Source organism: Dyadobacter sp. HNCC25DJ186 (genome assembly GCF_056895235.1).
Map to the genome: position 1 here is coordinate 331,444 of NZ_JBXHAS010000005.1, position 16,041 is coordinate 347,484.

Here is a 16,041-nt window from a genome sequence, read left to right on the forward strand (position 1 = left end):
ATCGATACAGCTATATTTGCGAAAACTCTGATACTATTTTTTACCAAAATTCACTTGAATTTTGAATGCTAGAAATTAACCATGACCCACGCAAGAGCCTCTATAACAGGAATACACGGGTATGTGCCTGACTATATTCTGACAAATGCTGAATTGGAAACGATGGTGGCGACAAACGATGAATGGATCGTTAGCCGCACCGGCATTAAAGAACGTCGCATACTCAAAGGAGAAGGTTTAGGAAGCTCACATATGGGCGCTGAGGCTGTAAAAGGGTTACTTGCCAAAACCAATACGTCTCCGGAAGACATTGATTTATTAATTTGCGCCACGACAACTCCCGATTTTATTTTTCCTGGTACTGCCAATCTGATCTGTGATATGACAGGCATCAGAAATGTCGGAAGTTTTGATATTCAGGCTGCATGCTCCGGATTTGTTTATGCACTTACAATCGGCTCTCAATTTATTGAGACCGGGAAATATAAAAAAGTAATTGTCGTCGGTGCTGATAAAATGTCAGCGATCGTGGATTATACTGATAGAAAAACCTGTATCTTGTTTGGTGACGGTGCGGGCGCTGTGCTTCTTGAACCTGATACTGATGGTTACGGAATTATCGATTCCATTATTCGTTCTGACGGAGTTGGGTATCCTTATCTGCATCAGAAAGCGGGAGGAAGCCGGTATCCGCCTACACATGAAACGATTGACAATAAATGGCATTCTGTTTTTCAGGATGGCGCACAGGTTTTTAAATTTGCCGTGAAGAATATGGCAGATATTTCAGCTGAGATCATGGAAAAAAATAACCTTTCCAGCGAAAATGTTGCATGGCTTGTTCCGCATCAGGCGAACAGGCGGATTATAGAAGCAACAGCCAACCGAATGGGTGTGGGTATGGATAAAGTGATGGTGAATATCCATAAATACGGCAATACAACTTCGGCCACGATTCCACTATGTTTATGGGATTATGAATCACAATTGAAAAAAGGAGATAATTTGGTGTTGGCTGCCTTTGGTGGAGGGTTTACCTGGGGAGCTATATATTTAAAATGGGCTTTATAAGAAAAAAATGAATAATGGACGTGCTTCATTATTCATTTTGTGTTTAAGATTTTACAAAATTTTTGCTTTACTTATTAATCAAACATGGCAACGACCGCAGATTTACGTAACGGACTAGTTATACATTTTAACCATGACCTGTTTCAGGTTATTGAGTTTCAACATGTAAAACCAGGTAAAGGAAACGCTTTTGTTCGTACTAAAATTAAAAGCCTTACCACCGGGAAAGTATTGGATAATACTTTTTCATCAGGTGCTACGATTATTCCGGTTCGCGTAGAAAGACATAAATTCCAGTTTTTATACAAAGATGAAGTTGGATATAACTTCATGAACTCTGAAACGTTCGATCAGGTATTGATCGACGAAAAACTTGTAACTGCTGCTGATTTGATGAAGGATGGACAGGAAGTAGAAATCCTGATCAACACGGAAACGGACGCTGCTTTACTTTGTGAATTGCCCCCATTTGTAGAATTAGAAGTGACCTATGCTGAACCAGGCTTGAAGGGAGATACCGCAAACTCTCCGAAAAAAGCGATTGAGGTAGAAACAGGTGCACGTATCATGGTACCTTTATTTATCGAAGAAGGTCAGAAAATCAAAGTAGATACCCGCACTTACGACTACGTTGAAAGAGTAAAATCATAGGTTACAATTCCTACAACTGTTTAAACTTGACTAAATGGAAACTAAAGAAATTCAGAAACTAATTGACTTCATCGCCCAGTCTGGTCTTGATGAAGTAAACATTGAAACAACGGATCTTAAAATTAAAGTAAAAAGATACGGATCAGCTCCGGTTGTATCTTCTGCTCCGTCACAATTCTCTGCTCCGGTAGCCAACACGCTCTCAGCATCCGCCGCTCAGGCAGTTGCCGCTGCGCCATCGGCTCCGACTGCTCCTATTGAACCAGCAGTATCTTCGAATCTTATTACAATTAAATCACCAATGATCGGTACTTTCTACCGTGCCTCAAATCCTGAAACGCCTGCATTTGCAAGCATCGGAGATGAAATCACGCCTGGAAAAACGGTTTGTGTGATTGAAGCAATGAAGTTGTTCAATGAAATTGAATCTGAAATTTCAGGAAGAATTGTAAAAGTTTTGGTTGAAAACGCTACTCCGGTAGAATTTGACCAGCCTTTGTTTCTTGTTGAACCTATATAACGGTAATGACCGGTCTTCAAAAACTTAATTAAATTACATGTTTAAAAAGATTCTCATTGCCAACAGAGGTGAAATTGCACTACGTGTGATCAGGACCTGCCGTGAAATGGGTATTAAAACGGTTGCAGTTTATTCAACTGCCGACCGCGACAGCCTTCACGTACGTTTTGCTGACGAAGCTGTATGTATCGGACCTCCGCCAAGCCGTCAGTCTTATCTAAGTATACAAAATATTATTTCTGCCGCCGAAGTTACAGGTGCAGATGCAATACATCCGGGATACGGTTTTTTATCTGAAAACGCTGAATTCTCTCAAATCTGTGCTGATTACGGCATCAAATTTATTGGAGCAACAGCCGCTCAGATCAACGGAATGGGCGACAAGGCAACTGCCAAAGCGACCATGATCAAAGCGGGCGTTCCGGTTGTTCCAGGCTCGGAAGGTTTGCTTGAATCGGTTGAGCAAGGCAAGGAATTAGCGATCGGTATTGGATATCCTGTTATTGTGAAAGCAACTGCCGGTGGTGGTGGACGTGGTATGCGTATCATCAACAAACCGGAAGAATTTGAAAAGGCATGGAACGATGCCCGTACAGAATCTGCTGCGGCTTTTGGAAATGACGGCTTATACCTTGAAAAATTTGTTGAGGAGCCTCGTCATATTGAAATCCAGATCATCGGTGATCAGTATGGCAAAGTTTGCCACTTATCAGAACGTGATTGTTCTATCCAGCGGCGTCACCAAAAATTGGTTGAAGAAACGCCTTCTCCTGTCGTAACGCCTGAACTCCGCGAAAGAATGGGTGCCGCCGCCATCAAAGGTGCGCAGGCAATCGGATATGAAGGCGCAGGGACGATAGAGTTTCTTGTTGACAAATACGGTGAATTTTTCTTCATGGAAATGAACACCCGTATTCAGGTTGAGCACCCGATCACGGAAGAGGTAACTGATTTTGATTTGATCAAAGAACAAATTAAAGTAGCTGCAGGTGAGCCGATTAAGGGTGTTAATTATACGCCAAAATTATTTGCAATGGAATGCCGTATCAATGCGGAAGATCCTGCAAATGGCTTCCGTCCATCTCCTGGAAAAATCACAAATTTGCATTTCCCGGGCGGTCACGGTATTCGTATTGACTCACATGTTTACAGCGGGTATACAATCCCGCCAAACTATGACTCAATGATAGCGAAACTGATCGTTAGCGGTCAGTCGCGCGAGGAAGTTATCACAAGAATGAAACGTGCTTTACAGGAATTTGTGATTGAAGGAATCAAAACGACCATTCCTTTCCATATCAAGTTGATGGATGATCCTGGATTTAAATCCGGCAATTTCACAACTAAGTTTTTGGAATCATTTGATTTCTCAACGCTTTAAACGCAGAGTGACCGGAGTTTTTCCGCTGTGTTCAGGGAGTTTTATTTGATATACTATTTTGAAAAGGTGTTTGGTTTTGACCGGACACCTTTTCTGGTTTTTGAGGTTTATCTTAAAATTAAGTAGCTTTACCTTACTAACTTACATACTATGCCAACGATCGTAACGGATATTAATCAATTGGATCTGAATGGGACTTACACCTATGCAGATTATTTGTTATGGCGAATTGAAGAACGCCTGGAATTAATCAAGGGCAAAATTTTTAAAATGTCGCCGGCGCCTTCTTTGCGACATCAAAAAGTATCTGGAAGATTGCATTTAGAAATGGGCCAGTTTTTTAAGAATCATTATTGTCAGATTTTTTATGCTCCGTTTGACGTAAGGCTTCCCAGAAAAGATTCGTTGGCAAGTGATGGTAAAATTTTTACAGTTGTTCAGCCAGATCTTTGTGTGATTTGTGATGAAAATAAATTGGATGAAAAAGGCTGTCTTGGAGCACCAGATTTAGTAATTGAGATACTCTCTCCTGGAAATTCGAAAAAAGAAATGAACGAAAAATTCGATTTATATGAGGAAACAGGTGTAAGAGAATACTGGATGGTTGAGCCCGCTGAAAATGCAGTCTATATTTATATTTTGAATGAGGATGGAAAATATATTGGGTTGAAACCTGTTACTTCCACGCTTAAATCCAGTATTTTCCCTGATTTGGAAATTAATTTAGAAGAGATTTTTCAACAATAAATCTTTTGATTTCTAAACGCTCTACATTTTGGTTTAAACGCAGAGTAATCGGAGATTCTCGCAGAGTAGCGGGGAGTTTTATTTGATATACTATTTTGAAAAGGTGTTTGGTTTTGACCGGCACCTTTTCTGGTTTTTGAGGTTTATCTTAGAATTAAGTAGCTTTACCTTACTAATTTACATACTATGTCAACGATTATAACGGATATCAATCAGCTGGATTTGGATGGGACTTATACCTATGCAGATTATTTGTTATGGCGAATTGAAGAACGCCTGGAATTAATCAAGGGCAAAATTTTCAAAATGTCGCCGGCGCCATCCTTAGTACACCAAAGAATTTCCACCCAACTGCAAGGTGCACTATTTAATTATTTGAAAGGTAGTTCATGCGATCTTTTTAGCGCTCCATTTGATGTAAGACTATATAATGATAAAAAGTCAAAAGTAGCTTTCAGGGAAATTTATAGCGTTGTTCAGCCAGATCTCTGCGTCATTTGTGATCAAAATAAACTGGATGAAAAAGGTTGTTTGGGTGCTCCCGATCTGATTATTGAAATTCTTTCTCCTGGAAATTCAAAGAAGGAAATGAATGAGAAATTTGATCTTTATGAAGAAAGTGGTGTAAGAGAATATTGGCTCGTTGAACCTTCGGAAAATGCAGTATATATCTACGTCCTGAATGAAGAAGGAAAATATATTGGTTTAAAACCTGTAACAAATATTCTCAAATCCAGTATTTTCCCTGATTTGGAAATAAATTTGGAAGAGATTTTTGGGTAGAAAGTCTCGACACAACCGTATCTGATGAAATATTTATATATCTTTCTTCTAGCTATTATAATTTTAGCTTGTAAAAAAACAAAAATCGATCCCGCACCACAGTTTCCATCTACACTTTATTTGAACGGTATTACCAAAAAGTCTACAATCCGCTTATTTACAAATAAAGGAGAAATAACAGATCAGTCGGTGATTGATAAATTCATTAAAGGCACAAAAGGTTTTACCAGAAAAGACACATCATTTATCTCCGACGAAACGCTAATCTTCTTCTCTGCAGATTCCGCTGGAATACCAAATTTATTCAATTCATTGACTGTTGTAAAAAAAGAAAATCAGCTTATTTTTAAGTCGACAAATAGGAATATTATATCGGATGCCCAGCTGTCTTCGAGCTATAAGATGACAAAATATCAAAGTGAGATCAAGCCTGTTTGGGACGGTAAATTTAGCGTTTATAACATGCTGGTTGGTTATGGAAACTATTCCGCATTAAATCTGTCCGTTTTTGAATACAATAGGATAGGCTGGTATATACAATGGAATTGGAGTGATGATTCATCGCCTGATATATGGGATAAATCATCCTCATCAGGAACCATATTCAATGAGTTTAATGAATCCTATATAAATTCAGTCGGAAAATATGACACGCTTGCCATTCAAGAATATTTTTATTCTTTCAGAAAGAGATAATATGACTACCCATATTTAACGTAAAAAAACAACATTAACTGTATCAAAAATACCCGAATCAAACCGATCCGGGCTTTTCTATTTATAAACACACGCTAACTTTTTTATTAAACTGTTTCAGGCACCGTATAAGGAGCGCGATAATTTCTTGTCAAATAAGTATTTGCATCGTCATCACCCACAAATTTTTCTGTCTTGGGATCAAAAGTCAATGCACGGCCTGTCCGGTAAGCGATGTTTCCTAAATGTGCCAGTCCCGACGATAAGTGAGCAGTTTCGACTGGCCCGTTCAAAATTTTCGAATCTCGTGCTACCACGGCATCAATAAAGTTTTTGTAATGATCTCCCCCAGCCTTTCTCGTCGGTCCCGGTTTTTTGTCTTTGCCCAGGAAAATCTCATAAGAGTCGTATCCTTTTACGACCAGATATCCCTCGCTGCCATAAAATATATTACCAATACCAACGCCACCCTCGTCATTTGTTATCCAGGGGCGTACCTCAAATTCAATGATCTTCTTTTCTTTCGGATAAATAAAAGATGACGTCAACAGTTCAGGTGTTTCTTTGGCATCATCCCAAAGAAACTTCCCTCCGGCAGACGTTATTTTTTCCGGAAAGGTATCCACGCCAAGTCCCCACATACACATATCGGTTTCGTGGATTCCCTGGTTTCCTATGTCCCCATTTCCATTATTCCAATGCCAGTGCCAGTTATAGTGTACATAATTTTTTGAAAACGGTTTCATTTCTGCCGGCCCGGTCCAAAGATCATAATTCAATCCCGCAGGAATGGATTCTGTTCCTTTATTTCCAAAATCCGGCCTCCATTTATACACCAGGCCGCGTGCCATATAGACATTGCCAATGAGACCGTCCCGCATGTGTTTTACTGCTTCCTGTAATGCTTCCGAACTTCTCAGCTGCACGCCATGCTGGACAATCCGCTTATACTTATGCGCTGCTTCCACCATTTTCCGTCCTTCGTGAAGATTATGCGATCCGGGTTTTTCAACATAAACATCCTTTCCAGCCTGACAAGCCCAGATCGCAGCCAGCGAATGCCAGTGATTTGGCGTTGCAATACTCACTGCATCAATCGACTTATCATCATAAACTTTTCGAAGATCAATTTCCGTCTTGACCTTTTTCCCGGGATTTTTTTCAGAAAATTCTTTTGCACGGGTCTGCAAAACCACATCGTCCGGATCACATAACGTAGCAACTTCAACATTTGCCAGTCTAGAATAACCTTTGATATGATCCTGTCCACGGCCATTCACACCAATCACGGCAACCCGAACTTTGTCATTTGCACCAAAGGCACTGGCCGGAATAATCGAAGGAATAGAAAAGGCAACGGCAACACCCGCAGAATTCCTGATGAAATCGCGGCGGGAAACTTCGTTTTCTTTTTTCATGAATCTTTGATTTAGGAATTTTGGCTTTTTGTCAGGTCGAAAGAGAAATTTTCGGTATGATATTGACAAATAATGTTTTAGACGAATTATTCAAATAGAAACCCCGAAACGAATTGACTTTAAAATACAATTATTTTATTATTTAATACTAAAATGAAAACTTTCTACTCATCAATTATTTGAATTATTTCCTCAATTTTAAAATACGGCTCTTGCTGGTATGTCAACAAAAAAAGAGCGCCGGAAAGCGCTCTTTTTTTGAGTAGATTGAACCTTAATCTTAGCCTATAAATTACCAACAACCTGGTGAATAGATTTTACTGCATTGATGCTCGCATCTTCACTAGGCAAGCCAAATAATGATTTCTCTTTAATAATATTAGCCACATTTTCAGGAACAAGTTTTTCCCATCCCGGCTCACCACGTTTAATTTTATCGAGCACACTGTCGGTTGTAATGTGCATGTGTTCTTTGTTGTAATTAATAATATCTTCGATCTTGTTATTGATGATAAGATACTGGAACAAAGGACGAAGGTGATCAGGAACAACAAAATTCTCACAGCTGTAAACTGATCCGTCGGGTTGTAAAGTCGGATAAATAAACAATTTTACCTTTCTGCTGAATAAAGTCGCGAAGGATTCAAGGATACCGCCTGGAAGAAATTCATAATGTTTTTCTTCAAAAATGTCCTGCAAACTTGGGCTCCCGAGCAACAATCCCGCTTTCAATTTTGACAGTCTTGAAAGATAAGCCACAAGGCGGAAATATTCATGGTGATTCGAGATCATTACCATATGTCCCAGAGAACACAAAATATCGACCCGGTCAAGGAAATCTTTTTCGTCAATATCTTTATCGGATCCCTTCAGGTTGTGCAGAGTAAGCTCAGAAACCAGAACCACTTTCGATTCATCCACATCCGGTTCAGCCAGAAACTGCTTTTGTCCGTTACTGATCAGGTCAATATGCACGTTGGTGATTGGACGCAACCGCCCGCGCATCATTAGAATATGTTTTTTGTATAAGGCTTCCGAAGGCTGTAAAACACCGCCGTCAGAGCCAAATAAAGCAGCATCTGTAAAACCGTTTTTTACCAGACGAAGGCTCATCAATCGGTTGTCAACTTTCACGAAATCCGGGCCGCTGAAACGAACCATATCAATTTCTATCCTGTCGGGCGTAAGATCGTCCATCAGCGATAATAGAAGTATTTCAGGCGATTTGTGGTAAAAGAAACATCCGTACATCAAATTTACACCGATAATCCCAAGTGCCTGCTGCTGAAGAAGGTTCTCGTCATCACGCATACGTACGTGAATAACCACATAATTTGTAGGCCCAAGTGGGGTTAATTGAAATTGTAAACCGATCCATCCATGAGATTCGTTGGTTTTTTGAAAATTAAGCGCAACAACGGTATTGGCAAAAGCAAAAAATTGACTCTCCTCGCCTCTTTTCTCCTGAAGACGTTTTTCAACCAGATTATATTCCCGGTTAAGCATCTTCATCAATCTTGATTCTACGACATACCGGCCGCCTTCTTCCGTCCCGTAGATTGCGTCGCTAAAAGTCATATCGTAAGCCGACATCGTCTTGGCTACTGTACCTGATGCACCGCCTGATTTGAAAAAGAACGCCGCCGTTTCCTGTCCTGCACCGATTTCAGCAAATGAGCCATAAATCCGGCGGTCAAGATTAATTCGTAACGCCTTTTGTTTCGTACCGAGATTCTTTTCGTACATATCAATTCTGGGTTAGATGAAGAGCTCTACTCGTAAATATAAGAAAAATCCCATTCTGAATAGTTATTAAGAATTATGGAATCTATATTAGAACCGAAAAATTCTATCTAATATTATTTTTACCAGATAGATTTAAATTATTTATTTATATGGCAGCTGATACCGAATTCTTGTTTACCTACGGCACTTTGATGCATGGATTTTCAAATCCTTTCGCTCAGCGTCTGCATAGCCTATCAACATGGGAAGGCGCAGGAACATTCCCCGGATCGCTATATAAAATCAGCTGGTATCCCGGTGCTATATACGATGAAAATGCTGACAGCCAGGTATATGGAGAAATTTACAGACTTGAAGAAAAAGAAATTTTATTAAAAGAACTGGACGCATATGAAGATGTCCTTGAAGACGAGATACAAAGTCTGTATCTAAGAAAAATAATCCCCGTCCGGATACAAAACGGATCGCTACTTTCCTGCTGGGTTTATCTTTACAATCAGGATTTAAGTAGTCTGCAAAAAATTGAAAGTGGAAATTTCAGGGATGTCAGCAATTGAGATTTAAAATAAATATAATATCAATGCTCATTTACTTTCTCTCCAATAATCCGTAATCCGTCGAGCGTAAGCTTTCTGTCGATTTCAACAAACTCGTCCCGGAGCGTATCAATAATGGAAGACAAACCGCCTGTCGCCACAGCAATACATTCCCCACCCATTTCGGAACGGATCCGTTGAATCAAGGATTTCACCAAACCTTCATACCCAAGTAAAATCCCGGCTTGTATGGACTGAACTGTATTTTTCCCAATCGCTGATTCCGGGAGCTTTAGGGGTACTTCGGGAAGTTGGGCTGTATTTGCAAATAATGCTTTTACGGCTGTTACTAAACCTGGCAAAATTGCCACGCCTAACAGCTCACCTTTTTTCGAAACAGTTGTAAAAGTCAGTGCTGTACCGAAATCAACAACCACGCAGTTTTGCTGATAACGGCTCATCACCGCCACGGCGTTGGCGATCAGATCAGCTCCTAATTCGTGAGGATGGTCAATAGCAATACTTAACCCGGGATATGTATTCGGCCCCACAGTGATGGTTTCAACCTGAAAAAGCGATCCTAACATTTTTTGAATAACCGGCGTAAGATCCGGAACTACACTGCTTAAAACTACCGTATTGACCGCATCAAACGATATGCCTGCTTCCAGAAAATGAAGCATCAACTTCGATGCATAATGGGATTCGCTTTCCTGACTAAGGGAACGCTCACGCCAGATATGCGACCAGGCACCCGTTTGATATAGCCCAAAAACAGTATCCGTATTACCAACATCGACAGCAAGCAGCATATTCAGATTTTTATATTAAGAGAACAAATAAAAGCATTATCGAAATAAAACCGCAATGAAGGCTATTTTTAAGCTTAGTTTCTTTTTTGTTTGATACTACATTTAATACTTTTACAAACAGCCAAAACTTCGCTTTCAAGTTACTTTTGTAATAAGAAAACTTCATCCCGATTTAGTAAAAACATGTATCACCTGAATGACTGCCGTTTTCTAACATTCTCTATACTTCTCTTTTTAAATACCTTATCAACCTCTGCACAAACTGTTCCGGAATGGAAAGATCCTGAAATCATCAGCGTCAATACGGAAAAAGGACGTGCTGATTTTGTGCCTTATGCCAATGAAAAAAGTGCACTTCAACTTGATAAAAAATCTCCTTTTGTCCGTTCATTAAATGGCAGCTGGAAGTTCAAATGGGCCTCACATCCTTCCCAAGCTCCTTCTGATTTTTTCAAGCCCAGTGTTTCAACCAGTAATTGGGATGATATTCCTGTCCCTTCCAACTGGCAGGTAGTGGGCGCAAGAGAAGGAAGAGCATACGACAAACCGGTTTTTACCAACATCAAACATCCGTTCAAAGCAAATCCGCCAGGCATTGATGCAGATACAAATGCAACAGGACTTTACCGGACAACGTTTAATGTCTCCGAAAGCGACAAGGGAAAAACATTTTTCCTTCAGTTCCAGGGTGTTCAGTCGGCTTGTTATGTATGGTTGAACGGCGTGGCAATTGGCTACCATGAAGATAGCATGACGCCTTTTGAATTTAACGTTACAGAAGATATTAAATCCGGAATAAATGATCTGGCTGTTGAAGTCGTCAATTGGTCGGATGGAAGTTACCTTGAAGATCAGGATTTCTGGCGGTTATCCGGAATTTATCGTGATGTCAACCTGATTATGGTTCCGGATATTCACATCAACGATTTTTCTGTACGCACAGATCTGGATGCCAGTTTTCAAAATGCCACATTGAAGGTCAGCACGTTTGTAAAGAATTTTTCCAAACAGGCAGCCGCCGGAAATCAGCTGGTATTGACTTTATATGATGACAAAAAATCAGTCATTGTTTCTCCAATGAATCATCTGATTGGCAATCTGGAATCAGGCGGTGAAGTTCCGGTCCGTATTGACATTCCTGTTAGTAATCCCAAAAAATGGAGCGCAGAAGATCCTAATCTCTACACGCTTACAATCCAAATCCTGAATTCAAACGGACAGACCATCGAGGCTGTAAGCCAGCGGGTTGGGTTCAGGGATATTAAAATAGCTGGTGGACAATTGTTGGTGAATGGAAAGGCAATTACGATCAAAGGCGTTAACCGCCACGAATTTGATCCTGAAACTGGTCGTGTAATAAGCCGGGAGTCGATGATCAAGGATATCACGCTGATGAAACAGCATAACATCAATACCGTCAGAACTTCGCACTACCCGAATGTTCCGGAGTGGTATGATCTCTGCGATGAATACGGTTTGTATGTCATGGATGAAGCCAATATTGAAAGCCATGAATTATGGCAGAAAAATATCATTCTGGCTGACAAACCGCAATGGAAAGCTGCATTTTTGGCAAGGGGAACGGCCATGCTGGAACGTGACAAAAACCATCCTTCAATCATCATCTGGTCTTTGGGAAATGAATCGGGAATGGGCGCAAATTTCACGGCGATGGCTGATTATATCCGTTTGTCAGATCCTACACGTCCGATTCATTACGAGGGAAGAAGCAATTACAAACCTACGACATTAAGCAGTTTTGATATTATTTCGGTGATGTATCCGTCGGTCAGTGATATGATCGAATTAGTAAAAAAAGATAAAAACCGGCCATTGATCGTCTGCGAATATGCACATGGAATGGGAAACAGCATCGGAAATTTTAAAGAATATTGGGAAGTCATTGAGAAATATCCCACCATGCAGGGCGGCTTTATCTGGGATTGGGTTGATCAGGGCTTACAGCTTAAAACTTCTGACGGGACACTTTACTGGGATTATTTTAATTACATCGACGGAGCGAATGCGGGTGACGGGCTGGTAAATCCGGACCGTGTTCCGCAGCCCGAGATCAATGAAGTCAAAAAGGTTTATCAGTATGTAAAATTTGAAACGCCTGATACGCTTCGTGCCGGTCAGCAGCAAATTACGATCAAAAATAACTACGATTTCATATCCCTGAAAGATTATGAACTGGTCTGGTCTTTGCAGCAAAATGGCAAATCTGTTGACGACGGAAAGTTGGAAGGTCTTTATGTTCTGCCAAAACAATCGGAGCAGTTGACCATACCTTACAAAATCCCTCTTAGTAAAAAATCAGTTTCTAATGGTGGTTATGAATATTTTTTAAACCTCAGCCTACGTCTTAAAAAGCAGAATTCCTGGGCGGCCGCGGGGCATGAAATTGCTTCATATCAAGTGCCCGTACAAGTTGAGACAGATGAACCGAAAGATGTTGCCTATACACGAAGCCCGGCCTTGAGATTATCCCTTGTCCGGGGAAAAGGAGTGACTGTCAGCGGCCAGAATTTCTCAGTCAGTTTCAACAAAAAAAGCGGAACAATTTCTTCATTTACGTACAAAAAAGAAGAAATGCTGGAATCCGGATTAAATGCCAATTTCTGGCGTGTGCCGACCGATAATGACGAAGGAGGTGGAAAACAGAGTTTCGCTGCGCAGTGGAGAAAGGCGAATCTGGATTCCTTGAAACTAACCGGAACCGACCTACGTGTGGAAAAACTTAATCCGCATGTTTATAAAGTTACGTTGAAGAAAAGTCTGAGAAGCAGAGCGGGTGCCATGCTGGTCAGTTCAGTTTATACCGTTTATGCATCCGGTGATATTCATGTACAAAATACATTCACCCCAACCGGCGAATGGCCTTATTTGGCAAAAGTTGGTATGCAGTTTCAAATGCCGGTGAGCTACAATCAAGTGGAATGGTATGGAAATGGCCCTTTCGAAACTTATGCAGACCGGAAGACCAGCGGACAGATTGGATTATATGCAGGAATCGTCGCTGACCAGCATTTTCCATACATCAGTCCGCAGGAAAACGGCAATAAAACCGACGTTCGCTGGGCAAGCGTTACCAATGAAGATGGTCTTGGACTGATCGCGATCAGTGATTCTGTGTTTAATTTTAATGTGCATGATTATACGGACAAAGAATTACTGGCTGCCAAAGAACGTGCTTCGGTTTTCGTCAGAGGTAATTCGACAACCGTTAATATCGATCTTGCACAAATGGGATTAGGCGGTGATGATAGCTGGTCACCTCGGGTTCAAGAGCAGTACCGCCTGCCGGCAAAACCTTACTCCTATTCTTTCAGACTGAAAGGGATTGATAATGCTTCGAATATCGATCAGATCACCCATTCAAAATTACCTGCTGTTTCTCCAAAAATTATTGAACCCGTTGCATCAGAAAATGATGATCAGGTGGAAGAAGGTGAGGGCGATGCTGCGGATGAAGAAGAAGTCGTAAAACCAACAGTAAGAAAATACTCTTCATCATATTCCAAAATAAAAAAGAAGAAACCGACCCGTAAAAAGAGATCGGTTTCCAGAAAAAAATCTAAAAAGAAATCTGCTTCCAAAAAGAAAAGAAGGAGAAGAAGGTAATTTCCGGATATGCCCTCTCCTACTTTTTATAAGGCGAGAGGGTATATTCTACTTTCACTTTTATGGATTGTGCAATTTTCACAAAAACGATCTGTGGCACATCGATTTTATGGTCCACCAAAGCCACTTCAAAATCGGAAGTAAGGTTTATTTTCCCACCTTCGATTTTTAGTTTTCCTTTTAAAGTTCTGTTTTTACTGACCCCGTGTATTGTAAAATTTCCGGTTGCCGACGCTTCATAGGAACCGTTTTTGGAAAAATCGATAACCTGATCCAGCTTTCCGCTGAATGTTCCGGTCGGATATTTATCAGACTCGATGTAGTTTTCATTAAAATGTTCCTGCATCAGTTTATTTGGAAAAACAAAATCCCGCATATTCATTCTAATGGCAATTTCATTCGTCGCCGTGTTCAGCAAAATCTGCGTTTTTTTGTTCTCCGCGTTGATATTTTCCATCGGTGTTTCGGATGAAAATTTTGTATTTCCTGCCGCGGTTGCAAACATGCCGCCCTGAGCAAAAGTTATTCCTGATATTCCTGAAAGCATAACAAGGAAAATCACGCTCAGGGTTATATGATGTTTCATAAATGATCTGTTTAGTTATCTGGCTCGCTTGCTTTTCTTGTCAAAACTGAAAGTCCTTGAAATGTTAAATCCATAATGAACATCCCCTTTCCCCCAGCTTCCGGTTGTTTCTCCGATAAACTGCTTCTCAATCATACCCAGAGAATTGGTGAAATGAAGCTGAAATACGTGGCCGCCGGTATCGATGTCAACGCCAAGGGCCATGGAATCATAATATGGAAGCGTTGAGTTTTTATCCCGTGCTGCCCAGAAATATTCCGCATTGACGGAGAAACGTTTGCTCAGTTTAAGCCGTCCGCCTAAACCCAGAGAGAAAAGCCCTCGCTTATCTCCCTGCAATTCGGGCAGATTTCGATATAGATAGGTTGGTGTAATTTGCAGAGAAAGTTTTTCGCTGAACTTACGGGCAATAAGTGCCTGATAAACATAGGTAAGCTTGTTTTGAAAACTGCGGGTCAGTTCTTCTTCCGTCACCGGGCGCACCGTCCGGATAGCGGCACTTCCGAAAAGTGTTACAGAAACCGGGATTTCCCTCGCTCCGGTAGATTGTTTGATCAGCCGGTATTTTCCAAAAAAATCAAACGCTTTCTGTTCTGAACTTCGTCCCACACCGATCATCAGGTCGTCTGTCAAGCCATATTCAAAGCCCAAGCGTAAGGTAGCCTGATCCAATCCGTATAGTTCATAAGAACCGGAATTTAATCTTCCAAAACGGTGAGATATTCTAAAATCCATATGATTCTTCTTCACCGTTTCTACCGAATGCCCGTTAATAATCCTGGTGGATTTAAAGGTTGCTTGTACCGGCGAAGTGCTGTTACTATCCAGTTTGCTCAGCTCACTGAGCAAATCATCCTGTGCATGAAGTGTCGTTGCGGCAAAAATTAAAATGATTGCGAGGCGGAGTGCTTTCATTGTTTTCGGGATTACGCTGTTACTGTTAATGTATTTCCGTCTGCCGAAATTACAGCCTTGTATGCTTTGAGCGCCGCAACTGCCGGGCCTTTATCCACTGTTCCTGTCAAACTGAATTCTGATCCGTGGTTTGCACAATAGATATCATTTTCCCCTGAACGGTACTGAACAGTCGTTCCCTCATGAGTACAAATTTTCGAAAGTGCTACATAGGCCGATGCTGTCGAATAGGCCACGATCAGATCACCAATAATGGCGAATGAACCCGCTGTTTTTAACTTGGCATAAGTGGCGTTTGTAAGGTCAACAGTAAAGCTGATGGCACCCGCAGAAGTCGTAGCATTTCCGGTCACGCCCGAAGAAGTGCCTGGTGTGGTCGGCGTGGTCGGGGTAGAAACCGGATCCATTTCTCCTGTGCTGCATGAAGTCAGCGAGCCAAGGCAATAAACGGCCATAAGGGTGGATGTTCCAAGGCTGAGACTTCTAAGAAATTCTCCCCTTTTCATTGTTTCTTTTTGCGTAACGTTCATGATAAATTAATTAGGAATGAAAAAA

15 protein-coding genes are annotated in these 16,041 nt (G+C 41.0%); 9 read left to right on the forward strand and 6 right to left on the reverse strand.

Translation table 11 applies throughout. The features are described 5' to 3' along the window. Positions 1-81: 81 nt before the first annotated feature. From AC1XUO_RS17475 to AC1XUO_RS17505, 7 genes are all read left to right on the forward strand, one after another. A complete protein-coding gene (locus AC1XUO_RS17475; RefSeq protein WP_483331060.1) occupies positions 82-1,071 on the forward strand; it encodes a beta-ketoacyl-ACP synthase III in 990 nt (329 codons plus the stop codon). 84 nt (positions 1,072-1,155) lie between these two features. Beyond that, a complete protein-coding gene (efp, locus tag AC1XUO_RS17480; RefSeq protein ID WP_483331061.1) occupies positions 1,156-1,722 on the forward strand; it encodes an elongation factor P in 567 nt (188 codons plus the stop codon). Between the two features lie 34 nt (positions 1,723-1,756). Continuing rightward, entirely contained in the window at positions 1,757-2,242 is a 486-nt protein-coding gene (accB, locus tag AC1XUO_RS17485) for an acetyl-CoA carboxylase biotin carboxyl carrier protein (protein ID WP_483331062.1), read from the forward strand. 37 nt (positions 2,243-2,279) lie between these two features. After that, positions 2,280-3,623 (forward strand): acetyl-CoA carboxylase biotin carboxylase subunit, encoded by a 1,344-nt coding sequence (gene accC / locus AC1XUO_RS17490; protein WP_483331063.1) that lies wholly within the window; start codon positions 2,280-2,282, stop codon positions 3,621-3,623. A 150-nt stretch (positions 3,624-3,773) separates the two neighbouring features. Further along, a complete protein-coding gene (locus tag AC1XUO_RS17495) occupies positions 3,774-4,370 on the forward strand; it encodes a Uma2 family endonuclease (RefSeq protein WP_483331064.1) in 597 nt (198 codons plus the stop codon). A 186-nt stretch (positions 4,371-4,556) separates the two neighbouring features. After that, positions 4,557-5,153, forward strand: a complete 597-nt coding sequence (locus tag AC1XUO_RS17500; RefSeq protein ID WP_483331065.1) for a Uma2 family endonuclease — start codon at positions 4,557-4,559, stop codon at positions 5,151-5,153. Between the two features lie 24 nt (positions 5,154-5,177). Next, positions 5,178-5,849, forward strand: a complete 672-nt coding sequence (locus tag AC1XUO_RS17505; protein ID WP_483331066.1) for a hypothetical protein — start codon at positions 5,178-5,180, stop codon at positions 5,847-5,849. A gap of 107 nt (positions 5,850-5,956) precedes the next feature. On the opposite strand, the gene AC1XUO_RS17510 is transcribed toward AC1XUO_RS17505, so the two are convergent. Together AC1XUO_RS17510 and AC1XUO_RS17515 are read right to left on the reverse strand one after the other, a co-directional pair. Next, positions 5,957-7,267 (reverse strand): Gfo/Idh/MocA family protein, encoded by a 1,311-nt coding sequence (locus AC1XUO_RS17510; RefSeq protein WP_483331067.1) that lies wholly within the window; start codon positions 7,265-7,267, stop codon positions 5,957-5,959. Positions 7,268-7,552: 285 nt separating this feature from the next. Beyond that, positions 7,553-9,013 carry a TonB-dependent receptor gene (locus AC1XUO_RS17515; protein WP_483331068.1) on the reverse strand — a complete coding sequence of 487 codons (1,461 nt, stop codon included), beginning with the start codon at positions 9,011-9,013 and terminating at the stop codon, positions 7,553-7,555. 149 nt (positions 9,014-9,162) lie between these two features. On the opposite strand from AC1XUO_RS17515, the gene AC1XUO_RS17520 reads away from it, so the two are divergent. Then, a complete protein-coding gene (locus AC1XUO_RS17520; RefSeq protein ID WP_483331069.1) occupies positions 9,163-9,570 on the forward strand; it encodes a gamma-glutamylcyclotransferase family protein in 408 nt (135 codons plus the stop codon). Between the two features lie 20 nt (positions 9,571-9,590). Here the strand turns inward: AC1XUO_RS17520 and AC1XUO_RS17525 are convergent, their stop codons facing one another. After that, a complete protein-coding gene (locus AC1XUO_RS17525; RefSeq protein WP_483331070.1) occupies positions 9,591-10,361 on the reverse strand; it encodes a type III pantothenate kinase in 771 nt (256 codons plus the stop codon). Positions 10,362-10,544: 183 nt separating this feature from the next. Here AC1XUO_RS17525 and lacZ point away from each other — a divergent pair, with 183 nt between their 5' ends. Beyond that, positions 10,545-13,985 carry a beta-galactosidase, LacZ type gene (gene lacZ / locus AC1XUO_RS17530; protein ID WP_483331071.1) on the forward strand — a complete coding sequence of 1,147 codons (3,441 nt, stop codon included), beginning with the start codon at positions 10,545-10,547 and terminating at the stop codon, positions 13,983-13,985. 19 nt (positions 13,986-14,004) lie between these two features. On the opposite strand, the gene AC1XUO_RS17535 is transcribed toward lacZ, so the two are convergent. The 3 genes from AC1XUO_RS17535 to AC1XUO_RS17545 are packed head-to-tail and all read right to left on the reverse strand — an operon-like array spanning position 14,005 to position 16,016. Further along, the gene (locus AC1XUO_RS17535) at positions 14,005-14,571 is read right to left on the reverse strand and encodes a YceI family protein (RefSeq protein ID WP_483331072.1); all 567 of its coding nucleotides are present in this window, start codon (positions 14,569-14,571) and stop codon (positions 14,005-14,007) included. 15 nt (positions 14,572-14,586) lie between these two features. After that, positions 14,587-15,486: a DUF5777 family beta-barrel protein gene (locus AC1XUO_RS17540; RefSeq protein ID WP_483331073.1), complete on the reverse strand. Its 900-nt coding sequence runs from the start codon at positions 15,484-15,486 to the stop codon at positions 14,587-14,589. Between the two features lie 11 nt (positions 15,487-15,497). After that, the gene (locus tag AC1XUO_RS17545) at positions 15,498-16,016 is read right to left on the reverse strand and encodes a QcrA and Rieske domain-containing protein (RefSeq protein ID WP_483331074.1); all 519 of its coding nucleotides are present in this window, start codon (positions 16,014-16,016) and stop codon (positions 15,498-15,500) included. Positions 16,017-16,041: the final 25 nt, after the last annotated feature.